The organism is Pseudomonas sp. 3A(2025) (genome assembly GCF_054589175.1).
Genome location: NZ_BAAILM010000095.1, coordinates 90,065 through 110,137 on the forward strand (window position 1 = coordinate 90,065; position 20,073 = coordinate 110,137).

The following is a 20,073-nucleotide window of genomic DNA, read 5'->3' on the forward strand; positions in this document are numbered from 1 at the left end:
ACAGCCAGCGCCGGCATTGCCGCCAATCGATCTTTCGCACGCACTGCAACTGCAACCCGAGCTTGTACAGCTTGAGCCTGCGCCAGTCGTGAGTGACGCCGATTCTGCGCCCCGACCCTTACGCGACCGCCGGGTGGCCGAAGGTGGCGAGCGGGTCTTGCGCGTCACCGCCGAACGCCTCAATGGCTTGCTCGATCTGTCGAGCAAGTCACTGGTTGAAAGCCAGCGCATCAAGCCACTGCTGGCGGGCATGCAGCGCCTCAAGCGTCTGCAACTGGGCAGCGACCGCGCCTTGCAGGTCCTGGAGGCGAGCCTGAGCGTCAGTACCGTCAGCCCCGAGGCGCAGCGCGCACTGGAAGATGCGCGCAGCCTGCTGTCTCAGGCGCAGAACATGCTGATCGAACAAGCAGCCGAGCTTGACGAGTTCGGCTGGCAATCGGCGCAGCGCGCTCAATCGCTGTACGACAGCGCTCTGGCGTGCCGCATGCGCCCGTTTGCCGATGTGCTGGGCGGCCAGGCGCGCATGGTTCGCGACCTGGGGCGCGAGTTGGGTAAACAGGTGCGCCTGGACATCGAAGGCGAGAAAACTCAAGTCGATCGCGAGGTGCTGGAAAAACTCGAAGCACCGTTGACCCATTTGCTGCGCAATGCCGTCGATCATGGCATCGAAATGCCCGAACTGCGCCTTGCGCACGGTAAAGACAGCGAAGGTACCATCCGCCTGCGTGCCTCACACCAGGCCGGCATGCTGGTCGTGGAGCTGAGCGACGACGGTGGCGGTGTCGATCTTCAACGCCTGAGCCAGGCCATTGTGCAGCGCAAGCTGTCGCCAGCCGAAACCGCCGCCCAGATGAGCGAAGAAGAACTGCTCAGCTTTCTGTTTTTACCCGGCTTCAGCATGCGCGACAAGGTCACCCAGATTTCCGGTCGCGGTGTGGGCCTGGACGCCGTGCAGCATATGGTGCGCCAGCTGCATGGCGGCGTAACCCTGGAACAAAGCGCAGGGCAGGGCAGCTGTTTTCGCATCGAGGTGCCGCTGACCCTGTCGGTGGCGCGCAGCCTGGTGGTCGACGTCGGCGGTGAGGCCTATGCCTTTCCGCTGGCGCACATCGAACGCATGCGCGACCTTGAGCCCTCGGATATCGTACAGCTCGAAGGCCGCCAGCATTTCTGGCACGAGGGGCAGCATGTCGGTCTGGTATCGGCCAGTCAGTTGCTCAACCGGCCGCCGAGCGCCAAGGTGCAGGACAGCCTGAAAGTCGTGGTGATCCGCGAGCGCGACGCGGTGTACGGGGTGGCGGTGGAGCGCTTTATCGGCGAGCGGACTCTGGTGGTCATGCCCCTCGACCCGCGGCTGGGCAAGGTTCAGGACGTTTCGGCCGGCGCTTTGCTCGACGACGGCTCGGTGGTGCTGATCGTCGACGTCGAAGACCTGCTGCGTTCTGTCGAAAAGCTGCTTAATACCGGCCGGCTGGAGCGCATCGACCGACAGAACCGCAATGCTGGCAATGTGACGCGTAAGCGGGTTCTGGTCGTCGATGACTCATTGACGGTGCGTGAGCTGGAGCGCAAGTTACTGGTCAGTCGCGGCTATGATGTAACCGTAGCCGTCGACGGCATGGATGGCTGGAACGCCTTGCGCGGCGAAGACTTCGACCTGCTGATTACCGATATCGACATGCCACGCATGGACGGTATCGAACTGGTGACCCTGTTGCGTCGCGACACGCGCTTGCAATCGCTGCCAGTGATGGTGGTTTCTTACAAGGACCGTGAAGAAGACCGCCGGCGGGGCCTTGATGCCGGTGCCGATTATTACCTGGCCAAAGCCAGCTTCCACGATGATGCATTGCTCGATGTAGTGGTGGAACTGATAGGAGAAGCACAGGGATGAAGATCGCTATCGTCAACGATATGCCCATGGCTGTCGAAGCCCTGCGCCGGGCGCTGGCCTTCGAGCCGGCGCACCAGATCGTCTGGGTGGCCAGCAACGGGGCGGATGCCGTGCAGCGCTGCGCCGAACTGACCCCGGATGTGATTCTCATGGACCTGATCATGCCGGTCATGGACGGTGTCGAAGCGACACGACGGATCATGGCTGCCACACCATGCGCTATCGTTCTGGTGACGGTCGATCGCGAGCAGAACGTGCACCGGGTATTCGAAGCCATGGGCCATGGCGCGCTGGACGTAGTCGATACCCCGGCCATTGGCTCAGGCAACCCCAGGGACGCTGCGGCGCCCTTGTTGCGCAAGATTTTCAACATCGGCTGGTTGATTGGCCAGCGTAACAGCCGTGAGCGCAGCGAGACTTCACCGCTGCGCACTGCCGCCAAGCGCGGCGGGCTGGTCGCGATTGGTTCATCGGCCGGCGGTCCGGCGGCGCTGGAAGAGTTATTGAAAGGCCTGCCGGTAAATTTTCCGGCGGCCATCGTGCTGGTACAGCATGTCGACCAGGTGTTCGCCGCCGGCATGGCCGAGTGGCTGAGCAGTGCCTCGGGCATGCCGGTGCGTCTGGCTCGCGAGGGCGAGCCGCCACAAAGCGGCCAGGTGGTCCTGGCCGGCACCAATCACCATATCCGTCTGCTCAAGGACGGAACACTGGCTTACACGGCGGAGCCAGTGAACGAAATCTACCGGCCCTCGATCGACGTTTTTTTCGAGAGTGTGGCCCGTTACTGGAGTGGAGAAGCTGTGGGAGTCTTATTGACCGGCATGGGGCGTGACGGTGCTCAAGGACTTAAAACCATGCGCGAGCAGGGTTTTCTGACGATTGCCCAGGACCAGGCAAGCAGTGCGGTGTATGGCATGCCCAAGGCCGCTGCTGCTATTGATGCCGCTGTCGAGATCCGGCCGCTGCGCACCATCGCACCTCGTTTGCTTGAGGTATTCGCTCAATGATTATCCAGGTGAAATCACCCAGAACCGGTGACCAGGAGACGCCTCATGCATGACTTTCAGCCAGAAGACTTCAAAGCCCCGGATGAGAACGCCGCCATGGTACTGCTGGTCGACGATCAAGCCATGATCGGCGAAGCGGTGCGTCGCGGCCTGGCCAATGAAGACCTGATCGACTTCCACTTCTGCGCCGATCCACATCAGGCCATCGCCCAGGCGATCCAGATCAAGCCGACCGTGATCCTGCAGGACCTGGTCATGCCTGGCCTGGACGGCCTGACCCTGGTGCGCGAATACCGCAACAACCCGCTGACCCGCGATATTCCGATCATCGTGTTGTCGACCAAGGAAGACCCGATGATCAAGAGCGCCGCCTTTGCTGCCGGTGCCAACGACTACCTGGTCAAACTGCCCGACAACATCGAACTGGTGGCGCGCATCCGCTACCACTCACGCTCCTACATGACCCTGCTGCAGCGCGACGAAGCCTACCGCGCCTTGCGCGTCAGCCAGCAGCAACTGCTCGACACCAACCTGGTGCTGCAACGCCTGATGAACTCCGACGGCCTGACCGGTCTGTCGAACCGTCGCCACTTCGACGAATATCTGGAGCTGGAATGGCGCCGCGCCACCCGCGAGCAAAGCCAGCTGTCGCTGATGATGATCGACGTCGACTACTTCAAAGCCTACAACGACAACTTCGGCCACCTCGAAGGCGACGAAGCCCTGCGCCAGGTCGCCAAGGCGATTCGCGCCAACTGCAGCCGTCCGTCGGATCTGCCGGCCCGCTACGGCGGCGAAGAATTCGCCATGGTCTTGCCCAACACCACCCCTGGCGGCGCCCGACTGCTGGCAGAAAAGCTGCGCCAGAGCGTAGCCGGCATGAACATCCCGCACATCGCCCCTGACGCTGGCGCGCACCTGACGGTGAGCATCGGTGTGGCGACCGTGGTGCCGCAGCCCGGCGGTAATAGCCGGCAATTGATACTGGATGCGGATAAAGGGCTGTATGCGGCCAAGCATAATGGGCGTAATCAGGTGCAGATGGGGGGGTAGGAATAGGCTGCTATCACCCCGCCCTCTAAGGTATACTCTCCGGCTTTGAAAATTTCGCCTGCGAGTGCTGACTACCATGGAAATCAATCCGATCCTAAACAGCATCAAGGACCTCTCCGAGCGTTCCCAAACCATTCGGGGGTATCTTTGACTACGATCACAAACATGATCGTCTGACCGAAGTTACCCGCGAGCTCGAAGACCCCGCTGTCTGGAACAAACCCGAATACGCACAGAACCTGGGCCGCGAACGCTCCCAGCTGGCGCTGATCGTCGACACTCTCGACGAGCTTGGCAGCGGCCTGACCGATGCCCGTGACCTGCTGGAAATGGCTGCCGAAGAAGAAGACGAAGGCGCGGTCGCCGACGTGGCAGCTGAAGTCGAGCGTCTGCGCGAAGCGCTGGAAAAGCTCGAATTCCGCCGCATGTTCAGTGGCGAGATGGACCCCAACAACGCCTACCTGGACATCCAGGCCGGTTCCGGCGGCACCGAGGCTCAGGACTGGGCCAACATCCTGCTGCGCATGTACCTGCGCTGGGCCGACAAGCGCGGCTTCGACGCGACCATCATGGAACTGTCCGCCGGTGAAGTCGCCGGTATCAAGGGCGCGACCGTGCACATCAAGGGCGAGTACGCCTTTGGCTGGTTGCGCACCGAGATCGGCGTGCACCGCCTGGTGCGCAAGAGCCCGTTCGACTCCGGCAACCGTCGCCATACCTCGTTCTCGGCGGTGTTCGTCTCGCCTGAAATCGATGACAACATCGAAATCGAGATCAACCCGTCCGACCTGCGGATCGACACCTACCGCTCCTCCGGTGCCGGTGGTCAGCACGTAAACACCACCGACTCGGCGGTGCGGATTACCCACGTGCCGACTAACACCGTGGTCAGTTGCCAGAACGAACGTTCCCAGCACGCCAACAAGGACACCGCCATGAAAATGCTGCGGGCCCGGTTGTACGAGCAGGAAATCCAGAAGCGCAATGCTGCCTCCCAGGCGCTGGAAGACACCAAGTCCGACATCGGCTGGGGTCACCAGATTCGCTCGTACGTTCTGGATGCTTCGCGCATCAAGGACCTGCGCACCAGCATCGAGCGCAGCGACTGCGACAAGGTGCTTGACGGCGACCTGGACGAGTATCTGATCGCCAGCCTCAAACAAGGCCTGTAAGGCGACACAACAGCAGCGGGCAGCCCGGACTGCCCGCCATCCCTTGCCGCAGGCGAGGGACAATGAACCTGTGATGGAATAACTGAAGACATGAGCGACCAACAACCCGACTCGCAAGCCCTGCAACAGGAAGAAAACACCCTGATCGCCCTGCGCAAGGAAAAACTTGCCGCAGAACGCGCCAAGGGTCAGGCCTTCCCCAACGACTTCCGTCGCGACAGCTACTGCAACGACCTGCAGAAGCAGTACGTCGACAAGACCAAGGAAGAGCTGGCCGAGGCTGCAATCCCTGTCAAGGTTGCCGGTCGCATCATGCTCAACCGTGGCGCCTTCATGGTGATTCAGGACATGACCGGTCGCATCCAGGTCTATGTCAACCGCAAGACCCTGCCTGAGCAAACCCTGGCCGAGGTCAAGACCTGGGACCTGGGCGACATCATCGCTGCCGAAGGTACCCTGGCCCGTTCGGGCAAGGGCGACCTGTACGTCGAGATGACCAGCGTGCGCCTGCTGACCAAATCGCTGCGCCCACTGCCGGACAAGCACCACGGCCTGACCGACACCGAGCAGCGCTATCGCCAGCGCTACGTCGACCTGATCGTCAACGAAGAAGTACGCGACACCTTCCGCGTGCGCTCGCAAGTCATCAGCCACATCCGCAGCTTCCTGGCCAAGCGCGACTTCCTTGAAGTCGAAACGCCGATGCTGCAGACCATTCCGGGTGGCGCGGCGGCCAAGCCGTTCGAAACCCACCACAACGCGCTGGACATGGCCATGTTCCTGCGTATCGCGCCAGAGTTGTACCTCAAGCGGCTTGTGGTTGGCGGGTTTGAAAAAGTATTCGAGATCAACCGCAACTTCCGTAACGAAGGCGTCTCGACCCGTCACAACCCAGAATTCACCATGTTGGAGTTCTACCAGGCGTACGCCGACTACGAAGACAACATGGACCTCACCGAAGAACTGTTCCGTGAACTGGCGCAGCTTGTTCTCGGGACTACCGACGTGCCGTACGGCGACAAGGTGTTCCATTTCGGCGAGCCGTTCGTGCGTCTGTCGGTGTTCGACTCGATCCTCAAGTACAACCCCGAGCTGACCGCCGATGACCTGCAGGACATCGACAAGGCCCGCGCCATTGCCAAGAAAGCCGGCGCCAAGGTGCTGGGTTTCGAAGGCCTGGGCAAATTGCAGGTGATGATTTTCGAAGAACTGGTCGAGCACAAGCTGGAACAGCCGCACTTCATCACCCAGTACCCGTTCGAAGTGTCGCCACTGGCGCGCCGCAACGACGACAACCCGAACGTCACCGACCGCTTCGAACTGTTCATCGGCGGCCGTGAAATTGCCAACGCCTATTCCGAGCTCAACGACGCCGAAGATCAGGCCGAACGCTTCCAGGCCCAGGTGGCCGACAAGGACGCCGGCGACGACGAAGCGATGCACTACGACGCTGACTTCGTACGTGCCCTGGAGTACGGCATGCCGCCGACTGCCGGTGAAGGCATCGGTATCGACCGTCTGGTCATGCTGCTGACCAACTCGCCGTCGATCCGCGACGTGATCCTGTTCCCGCACATGCGCCCACAGGCGTAAGCCGGAATATCCAGAACCGCCTGTTCGTGTGATATGAGCAGGCGGTTTTTTTATGCACGGCATAAATGTTGACGGACCTTGTCCGTGGCATGGAATATCGGGCGTTGTGTGCATGCAGGACGTCAACAACAGGATCAAGGAGTACCGGGTGGACGATTACCAGCAGACTATTCGCGTGTTATCCGACCGCATCGTGGCGGCGCAAACACCGATTCGCGTACTGGATGCAGTTAAGTGGGACGACGGCGTACGCAAGACCTTTCTGGCCGCCAAGGGCAAGGAACTGCCGATCGTCGATCGGGCCTATTACGAAGGCCGCCCGCTGGGCTTCGATGCCGGTGTACTGAAGCAGGAATTCCAGAACATCGAGCGCGACATCACTCGCCAGCTAGGCCAGTTCAACCCGGCAGGGCAGATCATGCGCCGCATGTGCCGCGAATATCGCATGGTGGTGCGCATGTTAGAGGCGCGCGGCACCCAGGATTTCGGCCTGATTTCCCAGGAGCTGTACGGCGCGGCCTCCGATGCCTTTCATGCCGGCGACCCGACCCTGTCCGACCTGGGCCTGATGCTGTCCGGCTACCTGAACAACATTGCCGGGCGCGGCGACCTCAAGGACGAGCCCAAGACCCTCACCGCCAAGGACGCCGTGGCCATGCTGCAAAGCCGGCTGAACCGGGTGTTCGGCGAGGCCGAGGACACCGTGCGGGTGTTCGAGTCCGACGGCATCGTCGCCGATGCGGCGGCCGGCGCCGACTACATCAAGGTGCGCTCGGACGCGATGTTCAACGAGCGCGACGTGCGGGCGCTGGAAGTCCACGAAGGCCTGGTACACGTCGCCACCACCCTCAATGGCCAGAACCAGCCGATCTGCACCTTCCTGTCCAAGGGCCCGCCCTCATCGACCGTGACCCAGGAAGGCCTGGCGATTCTGATGGAAGTGATCGCCTTTGCGTCCTACCCCAGCCGCCTGCGCAAACTGACCAACCGCACCCGCGCCATCCACATGGCCGAGGAGGGCGCCGACTTTATCGAGGTGTTCAACTTCTACCGTGAACAAGGCTTCGGTATGTCCGAAAGCTACGGCAACGCCAGCCGCGTATTCCGTGGCTCGTCCCCCAACGGGCTGCCGTTCACCAAGGACCTGTCGTACCTCAAAGGCTTCATCATGATTTACAACTACATCCAGCTGGCCGTGCGTAAAGGCAAGCTTGAACAGGTGCCATTGCTGTTTTGCGGCAAGACCACGCTGGAAGACATGCGCACTCTGCGCCAACTGGTGGATGAAGGCCTGGTGATTGCGCCCAAATACCTGCCCGACCAGTTCCGCGACATGAACGCACTGTCGGCCTGGATGTGCTTTTCGAACTTCTTGAACCACCTGAGCCTGGATCGGATCGAAGCGGATTATTCGAATATTTTGTAGATCCGGTACGCAAGGAAGGTGGACGTGAAACTCATCGGCATCCTGACCCTGCTGTTGACCCTCACCGGTTGCAGCAGCATGCTGTTCTACCCGGAACCCGGCCAGCCTTTCACCCCTGAAAAGGCGCAACTGGCGTACCGCGACATTACCCTGACCGCCGCCGACGGCACGCGCCTGCATGCCTGGTGGTTGCCGGCCAAACCGGGTGTGGCGGTCAAAGGCACGGTGCTGCACTTGCATGGCAATGGCGGCAATCTGGCCTGGCACCTGGGCGGTAGCGGGTGGTTGCCGGAGCAGGGGTATCAGGTGCTGATGCTCGACTATCGCGGCTACGGCCTGTCGCAGGGGGCGCCCAGCCTGCCGGCGATTTATCAGGATCTGGACGCCGCCTTTGCCTGGCTCGATAGCGCGCCAGAGGTTAAAGACCACCCGCGCATCGTGCTCGGGCAAAGCATCGGCGGTGCGCTGGCGGTGCACTATCTGGCGCAGCATCCCGAACAGCGTAAAAACCTCAAGTCGCTGATTCTCGACGGTGTGCCGGCCAGCTACCGCGACGTGGCCCGTTATACGCTGGGCACGTCATGGCTGACCTGGGCGTTCAAGCGTCCGTTGTCCTGGCTGATTCCCGATGGCGACAGCGCGATCAACAGCCTGGCGCAACTCAAGGGCACGCCGATGCTGATCTTTCACAGTCTGGACGACACACTGGTGCCGCTCGACAACGGCCTGGCGCTGTACAAGGCCGCGCCGTTGCCGCGCGTGCTGCAACTGACCCGCGGTGGCCACGTGCAAACGTTCGCCGACCCGACCTGGCGCCAGGTGATGCTGCGCTACCTTGATGACCCGCAGCACTTCAACGGTCTACGCCGGCTGGGCGAAATCCCCAATTACCAAGGCGATGCCAGGCCATGACCCAGGAACGCAACCTGATCCCGCTGATTCTGACGGCCGTGGCCAGCATCGCCGGCACGGTCGCGTGCCTCGGCTACTACGGCTACCTGCATTTCGCCAAACCCGAAGACGCACTGCTGCTCAACGAATTCACGATGCTCAAGACCGTGCCCGGCCAAGAGCAGCGTGCCAGCCTGACTCCGGCCGATCAGGTGGCGCAGTGCATCGACGGCGTGCTGGTGCTGTTCGATACCCAACAAAAAGGCTTGAGCGGCGTATTGGTCGATGAGCGCAAGCGCGCCGTACGCTGCACATCGGGGCAGTAGATTCCGATTGTGTGCGGTCCATTGCCTTACAGCCTTTGTCGTACCAAGGAAGCCCAATGCCTGCAGCTCACGATTCAGCCTTGCCCCACAGCTCAGGATTCGTCCGGGTGCGTGGCGCGCGCGAGCATAACCTCAAGAACGTTGACGTCGATATTCCGCGCGATGCCTTGGTGGTGTTCACCGGCGTCTCGGGCTCCGGTAAATCGTCGCTGGCCTTTTCGACGATTTATGCTGAAGCCCAGCGTCGCTATTTCGAGTCGGTCGCGCCGTATGCGCGGCGGTTGATCGACCAGGTCGGTGTGCCCGATGTCGATGCCATCGAAGGCTTGCCGCCGGCCGTGGCCCTGCAACAGCAACGCGGTACACCGAGTGCACGCTCGTCGGTGGGCAGCGTCACGACCCTGTCGAGCCTGATCCGCATGCTGTATTCGCGTGCCGGTTCCTATCCGGCCGGCCAGCCGATGCTCTACGCCGAAGACTTTTCGGCCAACACGCCACAAGGCGCGTGCCCCGAATGTCACGGCATCGGCCGGGTGCATGAAGTCACCGAAGCCAGCATGGTGCCTGACCCGTCGCTGACCATTCGTGAACGCGCCGTCGCCGCCTGGCCGCTGGCCTGGCAGGGCCAGAACCTGCGCGACATTCTGGTGACCCTGGGCTATGACGTCGACATTCCATGGCGCGACCTGCCCAAAGAACAGCGCGACTGGATTCTGTTTACCGAAGAAACCCCCACGGCGCCGGTGTACGCAGGGCTGACGCCGGCGCAGACCCGCGAGGCACTCAAGCGCAAGCTCGAGCCCAGTTACCAGGGCACCTTCAGCGGTGCGCGGCGCTACTTGCTGCACACCTTCATGCACTCGCAAAGCGCGCAGATGCGCAAACGCGTGTCGCAGTACATGCGCGCCAGCCCGTGCCCGGCGTGCGAGGGCAAACGCCTCAAGCGTGAGGCGCTGACCGTGACCTTCGCAGGCCTGGACATCGCCGAACTGTCGCACCTGTCGCTACAAGCACTGGCCGACGTGCTCAAGCGCGTGGCGACCGATGACTATCTGCAACACGAAGACCCCGAGCTGTCGCTGGAAAAGCGCCTGGCCGCACAGCGCATCGCCAATGAGTTGCTGGAGCGCATCACCACCCTGATCGATCTGGGCCTGGGTTATCTGGCGCTGGAGCGCAGCACGCCGACCTTGTCGTCCGGCGAACTGCAACGCCTGCGCCTGGCCACCCAGCTCAACTCGCAATTGTTCGGCGTGATCTACGTGCTGGACGAACCTTCCGCCGGCTTGCACCCGGCCGACAGCCAGGCGCTGTTCGATGCCTTGCAACGGCTTAGAGCCTCGGGCAACTCGGTGTTTGTGGTCGAGCACGACCTGGACACCATGCGCCGCGCCGACTGGGTGATCGATGTCGGCCCGGCGGCTGGCGAACAAGGCGGGCGCATTTTATACAGCGGCCCGCCCGCAGGACTTGAGCAGATTACCGAATCGCGCACCCGCGCCTATCTGTTTGCCGAACCCGACCTGACGCCGCGTAAACCGCGCCCGGCAGATGACTGGCTGCGTCTGCAAGGCATCACCCGCAATAACCTCAACAACCTGAGCGCCGACTTTCCCTTGGGCTGCTTCACCGCCGTGACCGGCATTTCCGGCTCAGGCAAATCCAGCCTGATCAGCCAGGCGTTGCTGGAACTGGTCGGCAGTCATCTCGGCCAGACCAGCGCCACGAGTGAGGCCACCGAATCGAGCCTGGAAGACGAGCCACTGCAAACCAGTGGTGGCCATGTCAGCGCCGGCCTTGAAGGTCTCAAGCGCCTGGTACAGGTCGACCAGAAGCCCATCGGTCGCACGCCGCGCTCCAATCTGGCGACCTACACCGGGTTGTTCGACCACGTGCGCAAACTGTTCGCCGCCACCGAACAGGCGCAGGCCTTGGGTTTCGATGCCGGGCAGTTCTCCTTCAACGTCGCCAAAGGTCGCTGTGAAAAATGCGAGGGTGAGGGCTTTGTCAGCGTCGAGCTGCTGTTCATGCCCAGCGTCTACGCGCCATGCCCGACCTGCCACGGCGCGCGCTACAACCCCGAGACGCTCGCCGTGACCTGGCAAGGTCTGAACATCGCCCAAGTATTGCAACAGACCGTCGACCAGGCGTTCGACACCTTTGTCGAACAACCGGCCGCCCGACGCGCCTTGCAGGTGCTCAAGGACATCGGCCTGGGTTACCTGCGCCTGGGCCAGCCGGCCACCGAACTCTCGGGCGGTGAGGCGCAGCGCATCAAACTGGCCACCGAACTGCAACGCATGGCGCGCGGCAAAACCCTGTATGTGCTCGACGAACCCACCAACGGTTTGCACCCGCAGGATGTTGATCGGCTGATGGTGCAGCTCAACCGGCTGGTCGACGCCGGGCATACGGTGATCGTGGTCGAGCACGACATGCGTGTTGTGGCGCAGAGCGACTGGGTGATCGACATCGGTCCGGGCGCAGGCGAGGCGGGCGGTAAGGTGGTGGTGGCAGGGGCGCCGCAAACCGTGGCCAAGAACAAGAAAAGCCGCACCGCCAGCTTTCTGGCCAGCGCTTTGTGACGAAACGGCTAAAGATAGTTACATTTTGAAATAATTATCTTTTGCGCCACAATAGCGATTCCTTCTCATTCTCAACAGGAATCGCGACTGTGAAACCCCGCTTCTCCATGACCCTGCTGCTGACAGGGGCCTGCAGTGTCCTGCCATTGGCGCATGCCGCCGATGAATTGACCCTGCCGGCCACCCAGATCCAGACCACCGCGCAGCAGCAAGACAGCGAAAGCCAGGGTTATCAGGGCAAGCCCGCCAGCAGCACCACACGGTTGGGCCTGAGCGAAAAACAGACGCCGCAAGCGATCACCACCATCACCCGCGAGCAACTGGAGGACTTCAGGCTCAACAGCGTCAAGGACGCACTGCGCAGTGCGCCGTCGGTGACCGTGGAGCAGACCGAGACCGACCGCACCAGCTTCACCTCGCGCGGTTTCGATATCGACAACTTCGAGTACGACGGCATGGGCATGCCGTTCGCCACCGGCTTGCTGGTCGGCGATCTGGACCTGGCCGAGTATGAACAGGTCGATATCCTGCACGGCGCCAACGGCTTGATGAGCGGCAGCGGCAACCCTTCGGCCACGGTCAACTTCGTGCGTAAACGTCCCACCTACGAGACTCAGGCGAGCATCGGCATGAGTGTCGGCTCGTGGGATAACCGCCGTGTCGACGTCGATGTCTCAGGCCCCTTGACCGACAGCGGCAACGTGCGCGGGCGCTTCATCTATGCCAACGACAGCGGCAATTCCTGGCTCGACCGCTACAGCCACGAACGTAACGTGGTCGCCGGTTTGCTGGCCTTCGATCTCAGCGAGGCCGACACGCTGACCGTGGGTTACTCCGACACCAAGAGCAATTCCAACGGCAGCAGTTGGGGCAACCTGCCGCTGGTCGACGGCGCCGGCAACCTGATCCACTACAGCAGCCGCAGCTCCAGCATCGGCCAGGACTGGACCTACTGGGACGTACACACCCAACGCGCGTTTGCCGAATGGGCGCATGACTTCGGCGGTGGCTGGAACGGCACCCTCAGCGTGACCGGCGTGCAGCAGCACAACGACACCAAGATGTACTACGTGCTGGCCGATGTCGGCGACGACGTCTACGCCTACCCCAGCCACACGCGCACCCGCAACAATCAACTGCTCGGCGAGGCCAAAGTCAGCGGCCCGTTCAGCCTGTTCGGTCGCGAGCACCAACTGACCCTGGGCGCCAGCTACGGCCGTGCGCGCAACCATGAGCGCGGCTACTACGTCAGCGCCGACGAATACGTGATGGGCAGTCTGGCCTCGACCGTGGCCGGTACTGTCGTCGAGCCAGAGATGGCGTTCACCAGCGATGCCGAAACCTCAGACTTCACCGACCGCCAGAAAAGTGTGTATGCCGGCACCCGTTTCAGCCTCGCCGACAACCTGCACTGGATCGTCGGGGCGCGCATGCTCAGCGCCGACAGCGAAGGCACCGACTACGCCCAGCCACGCGATGTGCGCATTCATGGCAAGGTCACGCCGTACACCGGGCTGGTCTATGACCTGAACGACGACTACGCGCTGTACGCCAGCTACACCAAAATCTTCAATCCGCAATACACGCTGGGCACCGACGGCCGCCTGCTCGATCCGCTGGAAGGCCACAGCTACGAGGTGGGTGTGAAGGGCAGCCTGCTCGACAAACGCCTGAACGTCACCGCAGCGCTGTTCAAAACCGAACAGCAGAACGTCGCCGAAGGTACCGGCGAATACCAAGGCTCGCGCCAGTTGTACGAAGCGCTGGACTACAAGAGCCACGGCCTGGAACTGGGCGCGGCTGGTGAAATCGCCGACGGCCTGGAACTCAATGGCGGCTACACCTACGTGCGCATCGACGACGACAACGGCGACCGTGCACGCAAATACGTGCCCACCCACACCGTACGCGGCAGCCTGATCTATCGCCTGCCGGGCCTGCCGCAAGCCCGTGTCGGCACCCGCGTGGCCTGGCAAGGCGCGGTCGAAAGCGACAGCGACAGCCACGTGCGCCAGAACGCCTACGCCCTGGTGGACCTGATGGCCAGCTACGACATCGACAGCCACTGGAGCACCGCGCTGAACCTCAACAACGTCACCGACCGCAAATACCTGCTGTCGCTGTACCAGAGCGCAACCACCGCCAACTACGGCGCCCCGCGCAATGTCACCGCCTCCGTGAGCTGGAAATTCTGATGTTGGAAAGGTAACTCAAAGCACCTTAAGTCGCTGGCAATTGTGCTAATCCTCGCGAGCACGCTGCACAACGAGGGCTACGAAACGGCTTATGGTGCCTCAAGCGCGGCGTGTGATTCCTTGAGCGGAGCCTTTGTGGCATCGGCCATTCGTTGCGCGGAACGGGCCATGCTTAACAGCAGGGCTCTCACGTTATCTGAACGCCTGAAGTTTTTGTCGTCCAGACTCTTCTGTATTAATGGCTGCGTGGCGCTATAAGCCTGGGCCATGCTGTGCCGGACCAATGTCTGATCAGCAATGAAGGAATGTGTTTTGCTGATAGCCTGCCATGCCTCGGCATAGCCATAAGCATCGGTTTGCATCTTCTGAAGACGCTCCGGCAGTGCCCGCATGGCCGGTTGGGCGATATCGTCGAACTTCCGTTGCAGTGCCAGGCTCGCGAGCCGGGCAGTCAGCAGCAGGCCGTTCAGGTCCGCAGCGCCGTCTTGTGTCAGGCTATCTGCAGCGCGTGCCAGTGTGGCCCGGGCCTGTGCAGAATCCCCCTTGATGGCGTAAGCAATGGCAATGTCCTGCAGGTCCTGGACATACCTTGAAGGCTTCTCGTCTTTGACACTTTCGATAAAGGCCACCAAGGCCGGCATGTTCGGGCTTGTGCGGGCGTTATCGATGGCCTCGATGTGTACGTACTTCTTTACCCAGACTGTTTTGGAGGTCATCTTCATACCGATTGCAACGGCACCCTGATAGTCGCCCTTATTGACGTGGTAGAGTGCCCAGTTACGCCATTCCTGATCGTCATCCTCGTTATATTGATCAGCCAGATCCGGCCGGTCGATGATCAGCGCGGCTTGTACAAGCGATTCCGATATTGCCTTGCGCTGCTTGCGCTCAACCCGATCATAAGCCTGCTGCAAGGCGGCTTCGGCCGCTGGCATTTGCCCCAATCGTGCCTGGATAATGGCCAGCAAAGCATAGGTTTTTGCGGCCAGGACCTTATTGGAGAGACGCTGCGCAGCATCGGACAGCACGGGCAGCATGCGACTCATCATGTCCTTGTTGTTGGTCGCAATAACGCTCTCAACCAACACTGATAAACTGAGGTTGTCAGCGACTGCCGTTTGTAGATAGGTGTTGTAGATTTGCAGGGCCTGATCGGTACGGCCATATTTCAGATAGGCTTGGGCCAGTTTCAACTGTTGGGGGTTCCTTGGATTATCCCGCGCCACCTGATCCAGAATGGCCAGTCGTTGCGCGTGGCTTGACTGACGGGACAGAACCGCTACGTCAATCAACCCAGTGCTGTAGCAGCATGCTTTGATCAACGCCACGGCCTGTTCTTCACGCCCGTCTGCGGACAGTGTCCTGGCAACCACCGTTTTTGAATATCCGGCCTCTAGTACTTCTAGATAAAGACGGTCGGCCACCTGTTGCCATTGGCCTTTGGCGATCAAGGCCTCGGTTTCTGCATCGGCAATGGCAACGGGCGTGAAAGACAGGAGTGCGGCGAGAACAGCGTAAAGTGGTTTTTTCATCGGGCGGAAAATCATCCTTGAACAATGAATAGGCAAGCCTGATCAGGTCTGGGGTTGATTGACCGGTTTTTTGTAGTTGAGTTCGGCAGTGAATCAAATCGCTTTCGATTGAAGCAACTTGACCACGGCTTCTCCCAGAGACTTTGCTGACGCCGGATTTTGCCCGGTCACCAGACGACCATCGACCACGACCCGGTTTTCGAACACCGGTGCTTCTTCAAAGGTTGCACCGGCCTGTTTCAAAGCACTTTCCAGTTCAAAAGGCACGATTTTGTCGTACTGGCGTGATTGCTCTTCTTCGGCGGTAAATCCGGTGACGCGGTGGCCTTTGAGCAGGCGTTGGCCATTGCTGAGTTTGACGTCGATCAGTCCTGCCGGGCCATGGCAAACGGCGCTGACCACTTTGTTGCTTTCGTAGAACGTACGCACGATCCGATCAAGTTCAGGGTTACCGACGAAGTCCCACATCGGTCCATGTCCGCCGACCAACAGAATGGCGTCGTATCGGGAAGGGTCTACCGCCGACAGTTTCAGGGTGTTGCCCAGCTTGTTGCGGTGCTCAGGGTTGGTCCAGAAACTCAGGTTGGCGTGGTCGTTCAAGTCAAAGCCATCGAAGGGCGCCAGACCTCCTTTGGGGCTGGCGATATCGAAGCCGACATTGGCTTGATCGAACACTTCGACCGGGTGTGTAAGTTCGGGAAACCAGAAGCCACCGACCAGATTCGGCGCTTTCTTGTCCAGACTGGACACCACAAACAGCACTCTTTTGCTCTTTACATGTTCATCGGCAAACACAGGGTTGCTAAACAGGACCAGCGCGGCGACAAGGCCGGCAAAAAACTTCGTAATCGACATGCCCGCTTCCTTCAGTTGTAAGTGATGGCGGCCACTGTAGCGGTGGGTCGAGTCTGGAAATAGCCAGCTACCACCGAACGGACTGTTTAATAAAACGGCCTTATAGAGAAATATTGCGATGAAAAAACGGTGTACATTGCCGCCGTATTCATTGCGGCACGACGTGCCTGAACCAGAGAGGAAAGCCCGATGGCGCAGCCTGATCGTTTCGATGGCTTATCAGAGTTTCTGGCCATTTCGAAGTGGCTGAGTATTCGCAAGGCGGCCCTGGATCTTGGCAAAACACCGGGGACGGTGAGTCAGGCATTGCAACGACTCGAAGGCCGCCTGGGTGTGCCGCTCTTTCATCGCACCACGCGCAAGATGGCACTGACGGACGCAGGCAAGAACTTGCTGATCAGTATTGAACCTGCCGCGCAAGCGATTGTGACCGGGCTTGAAGATACCGCCCAGTCAGCCAAAGCGCCGTCTGGCACGTTGCGCCTTATCGTCGAGCGCCTGGCGTTGCCACACGTGATCGAGCCTGTGCTGCCGGTTTTCCGAAAAGCCTGGCCCAACTTGCATGTGGACATCACCGTCAGCAATCGTCACGACAACTTCGTCTCCGAGGGCTTTGATGCCGGCATCCTGATCGGCTCATACATCGAGCAAGACATGATTGCCGTGCGGCTTTCAAAGCCCTTCCAATGGGCGGTGTTTGGATCGCCCGCGTATTTCAAGGCCAAGGGCAAACCCATCGTTACCGGCGATCTGGCAGACCATCCTTGTATTCGATTTCGCCGCCCGGAAAAGGGCGATGTCTATCGCTGGGAGTTCGTTGAAAACGAAGAGACTGTCAGGATCGAGCCCAACGGGCCACTCACCGTCAACGATGGCGAGCTGATGCGTAGCCTGGCGGTCAAAGGCGTCGGGTTGATTTACTCCTCGACCTTTCACACCTCGCGTGAACTGGCCAACGGCACGCTTGAGCCAGCCTTGCTGGACTGCTCGCCTGGCAGTGATGGGCTGTTTCTTTATTTTTCCCGTACGGCCAAGAGCCAACCGAAGTTGCGGGCTTTTATTGAGGTGTGTTCGAAGGTGCTGAGGGTGTGATTTTCAGCACCTGTCGTCATCAATAGGTGTATTTGATCGATGTCATGAAGTTGCGCGGCATGCCGTAAGTGCCGCGTACTCCAGTCGAGATAATATATTCCTTGTCGAACAGGTTATTGATATTCGCTGACACTGAGAGGTGCTGGTTAATGTCATAGCGGCTCATCAGGTTGACCAGCGTGTAGCTGCCTTGATGCATGACCTTCAGATCGTCGCCGGTCTTGCTCTCCCAACTGAAACCACCGCCGACAGTCAAGTGGTCGAGTTCACCCGGTAAACGATAGGTGGTAAATGCTTTAAGGCTATGTCTTGGCGCGCGGGTCACGATGCGTTGGTCTTGGTCATTGCGCGTCACGCTGTAAACATAACCGCTGCTGAAGTTCCAGTCCTGGGCAAGCTCGCCATTGAACTCAAGTTCGGCACCCTCGGTTTTGGTATTGCTGAACAACTCATAACTGGCCGTGGCATTGCTCCAGACGGCCAGGTTATCCTGGTTGGTTCTGAACAGCGCAAGGCTGGAGTTCAAACGACTTTCGTTGAAGCTGGCTTTAACGCCCGCTTCATAACTGGTGCCTTCTTCAGGAGGGGGGGAGGCGACGTATTGGCTTACGAGTGGATCTTGTGGCTGAAAGATCTTGGTGTAACTGGCATAGACCGACCATGTGTCGTCCAGCGCTTGCACAACCCCTGCATAAGGGGTGAAAACACCGGTTTCGCTCAGGGACGTTTTGCTCTTGTTACCGTTGGCGTAAGACAGGCTTTCGCTGTTCTTTTTCCAATCGGTCAGGCGGCTGCCAATCAGCAGTGTCGTGCTGTCGGTCAAATGCAGGCGGGTGCTGAGGTAGGCACTGTACTGATGTTCATCACCGTTACTTTTCCCCGTCGCCCTGTACTCGGGCTTTGGCGTGTCCTTGGCCCAGGTAAAAATAGTGGGGAGGCTGTTGGGTGTCATCGATGTGTAGTTGGTCCCGCTGGGTGTCAACTGAGCGAGGGTAATACCGCCCACCACTTCATGTTGCCGCCCAAACAGTGAAAAGGGGCCGGTGACGTAGGTGTCCAGTGTCTCCTGATCGGTGTTGTTGACGAAGTAGGGGTTCTGATACCGGCCTCCTGAGCCGGTCGCCTTGTCGATGGAGCCAATGACAGAGGGGAGTAACGTTTCATATTCATACTGAGTATGGGTCAGCTCGCTTCTCAGGCTCCATCCCGAGTCGAATTGATGCTCGACAGAGGCAAAGATATTGGTGATTTCATGATCGTAAAATGCCCAGTCGGGTGTCGCTGTGTCTGATGCGTTGATGCCGATTTTTTCTCCATTGCTATAGAGCATGGGGAAGATTGTCGACTGACTATTGGTATTTCTAACGGTGTGATTGAAACCGAAGGTCAACAGCGTGCGGTCATCTATGTCCCATTCACCGATGCCATAAACGCCCGTCTTTTCCTGTTTGTAGTTATCAGTCCAGCCATGTTGCGTCTTGTAGTCGACCACCCAACGACCGCGAAGCGTGCCACTCTCATTCAGCGGGCCGGAGATATCCGCCCCCGTGCCGTAACGATCCCAGTTACCGGCTTCGGCACTGACTGACAGTTGTGCTTCATGGGTGGGACGTTTACGGATGAGGTTGACGGTTGCCGCCGGTTTACCCAGACCACTCATGATGCCTGTCGCGCCGCGTACCACTTCGATGCGGTCGTACATGGCCGTGTTCTGCACATAGTTGGCCATGGAAGAAGAACTTGGCACGCCATCGATCTGGAAGTTATTGATCGTTGAACCGCGCGAAAATATCTGCGGTGCGTCACCGCCGAAGGTCAATGTCTTGACGATAATCCCGGTGGTGGCATCCAGCGCATCGGCCAGATCATCCAGTTTTTGATCATCCAGGCGCTGCCGAGTTAATACCGTCACTGACTGCGGCGTCTCTTGCGGGGTCAGGTTCAAACGCAGCGAGCTGCTGGTCGAGCCTGTTGTGTAGGAACCTGTCCCTTCCGTCGTTGACCCCGGCGCCTTGCCTGAAATACTGACGGCTGAAAGCTCGATTCCTGCACTGACAGGTGCAGACCTGAGCTCATAGCGCTTCTCCCCCGTCTTCACCGCCTCCAGCCCACTGCCTTCCAGCAAGATCACCAAGGCCTGTTCAACGCTGTAGCTCCCCTCCAGCGCCCGGCTCTGATGACCCTCGGTCAGGCTGCCAGCGCCGACCAGAAAGATCCCGGCCTGGGCGGCGAACTGGTTCAACTGGGTCGACAGCGGGCCGGGTGCCAGATGGTACTGATCGGCGGCGTTGCTCAGCGGCGTGAACAGCGCCAGGGCAATGGCCAGACTCAAGGGGCGCAAGGAAGCGGCGGGCAAGCGGTGCATGGAGGCTCCTGATTAGCTGATGTTGTAATGTTGGTCTCAGCTAATTCGGATGAACCGGCAAAACAGGAACACCTGAATGAAAATAAT

Annotated in this window: 13 protein-coding genes and 1 pseudogene; 11 read left to right on the forward strand and 3 right to left on the reverse strand. The window is 60.1% G+C overall.

What is annotated here, in order from left to right; translation table 11 throughout:
• Positions 1–109: 109 nt before the first annotated feature.
• From ACYP2A_RS23960 to ACYP2A_RS24005, 10 genes and pseudogenes are all read left to right on the forward strand, one after another.
• Positions 110–1,894 (forward strand): annotated as a pseudogene (locus ACYP2A_RS23960) (response regulator); the annotation flags it as partial.
• Entirely contained in the window at positions 1,891–2,901 is a 1,011-nt protein-coding gene (gene cheB, locus ACYP2A_RS23965; RefSeq protein WP_459748421.1) for a chemotaxis-specific protein-glutamate methyltransferase CheB, read from the forward strand. The pseudogene ACYP2A_RS23960 and the gene cheB, both read left to right, overlap by 4 nt.
• A 45-nt stretch (positions 2,902–2,946) precedes the next feature.
• Entirely contained in the window at positions 2,947–3,954 is a 1,008-nt protein-coding gene (locus ACYP2A_RS23970) for a diguanylate cyclase domain-containing protein (RefSeq protein ID WP_459748422.1), read from the forward strand.
• Between the two features lie 76 nt (positions 3,955–4,030).
• Positions 4,031–5,126 (forward strand): peptide chain release factor 2 gene (gene prfB, locus ACYP2A_RS23975; RefSeq protein ID WP_459748423.1). Its coding sequence is split into 2 segments (ribosomal slippage): positions 4,031–4,102 and positions 4,104–5,126, totalling 1,095 coding nucleotides; the frame shifts between segments, so codons are not numbered across the junction.
• A gap of 90 nt (positions 5,127–5,216) precedes the next feature.
• Positions 5,217–6,719, forward strand: a complete 1,503-nt coding sequence (gene lysS, locus ACYP2A_RS23980) for a lysine--tRNA ligase (protein WP_459748424.1) — start codon at positions 5,217–5,219, stop codon at positions 6,717–6,719.
• 112 nt (positions 6,720–6,831) lie between these two features.
• Positions 6,832–8,145 (forward strand): flavohemoglobin expression-modulating QEGLA motif protein, encoded by a 1,314-nt coding sequence (locus ACYP2A_RS23985; RefSeq protein ID WP_459748425.1) that lies wholly within the window; start codon positions 6,832–6,834, stop codon positions 8,143–8,145.
• Positions 8,146–8,223: 78 nt separating this feature from the next.
• Positions 8,224–9,057, forward strand: a complete 834-nt coding sequence (locus ACYP2A_RS23990) for an alpha/beta hydrolase (protein ID WP_459748749.1) — start codon at positions 8,224–8,226, stop codon at positions 9,055–9,057.
• Positions 9,054–9,362 carry a hypothetical protein gene (locus tag ACYP2A_RS23995; RefSeq protein ID WP_459748426.1) on the forward strand — a complete coding sequence of 103 codons (309 nt, stop codon included), beginning with the start codon at positions 9,054–9,056 and terminating at the stop codon, positions 9,360–9,362. Before ACYP2A_RS23990 ends, ACYP2A_RS23995 begins: the two co-directional genes overlap by 4 nt.
• Before the next feature lie 56 nt (positions 9,363–9,418).
• Positions 9,419–11,947, forward strand: a complete 2,529-nt coding sequence (gene uvrA / locus ACYP2A_RS24000; protein WP_459748427.1) for an excinuclease ABC subunit UvrA — start codon at positions 9,419–9,421, stop codon at positions 11,945–11,947.
• Positions 11,948–12,036: 89 nt separating this feature from the next.
• Complete coding sequence (locus ACYP2A_RS24005; RefSeq protein ID WP_459748428.1) at positions 12,037–14,142, forward strand: TonB-dependent siderophore receptor; 2,106 nt, start codon at positions 12,037–12,039, stop codon at positions 14,140–14,142.
• An 89-nt stretch (positions 14,143–14,231) separates the two neighbouring features.
• Here ACYP2A_RS24005 and ACYP2A_RS24010 read toward each other — a convergent pair whose 3' ends face one another.
• A complete protein-coding gene (locus tag ACYP2A_RS24010) occupies positions 14,232–15,674 on the reverse strand; it encodes a hypothetical protein (protein WP_459748429.1) in 1,443 nt (480 codons plus the stop codon).
• 93 nt (positions 15,675–15,767) lie between these two features.
• Positions 15,768–16,529 (reverse strand): type 1 glutamine amidotransferase domain-containing protein, encoded by a 762-nt coding sequence (locus tag ACYP2A_RS24015; protein ID WP_459748430.1) that lies wholly within the window; start codon positions 16,527–16,529, stop codon positions 15,768–15,770.
• Positions 16,530–16,718: 189 nt separating this feature from the next.
• Between ACYP2A_RS24015 and ACYP2A_RS24020 the strand changes: the two genes are divergently transcribed.
• A complete protein-coding gene (locus tag ACYP2A_RS24020; protein WP_459748431.1) occupies positions 16,719–17,621 on the forward strand; it encodes a LysR family transcriptional regulator in 903 nt (300 codons plus the stop codon).
• A 19-nt stretch (positions 17,622–17,640) separates the two neighbouring features.
• On the opposite strand, the gene ACYP2A_RS24025 is transcribed toward ACYP2A_RS24020, so the two are convergent.
• The gene (locus ACYP2A_RS24025; RefSeq protein WP_459748432.1) at positions 17,641–19,986 is read right to left on the reverse strand and encodes a TonB-dependent siderophore receptor; all 2,346 of its coding nucleotides are present in this window, start codon (positions 19,984–19,986) and stop codon (positions 17,641–17,643) included.
• Between the last annotated feature and the right edge of the window lie 87 nt (positions 19,987–20,073).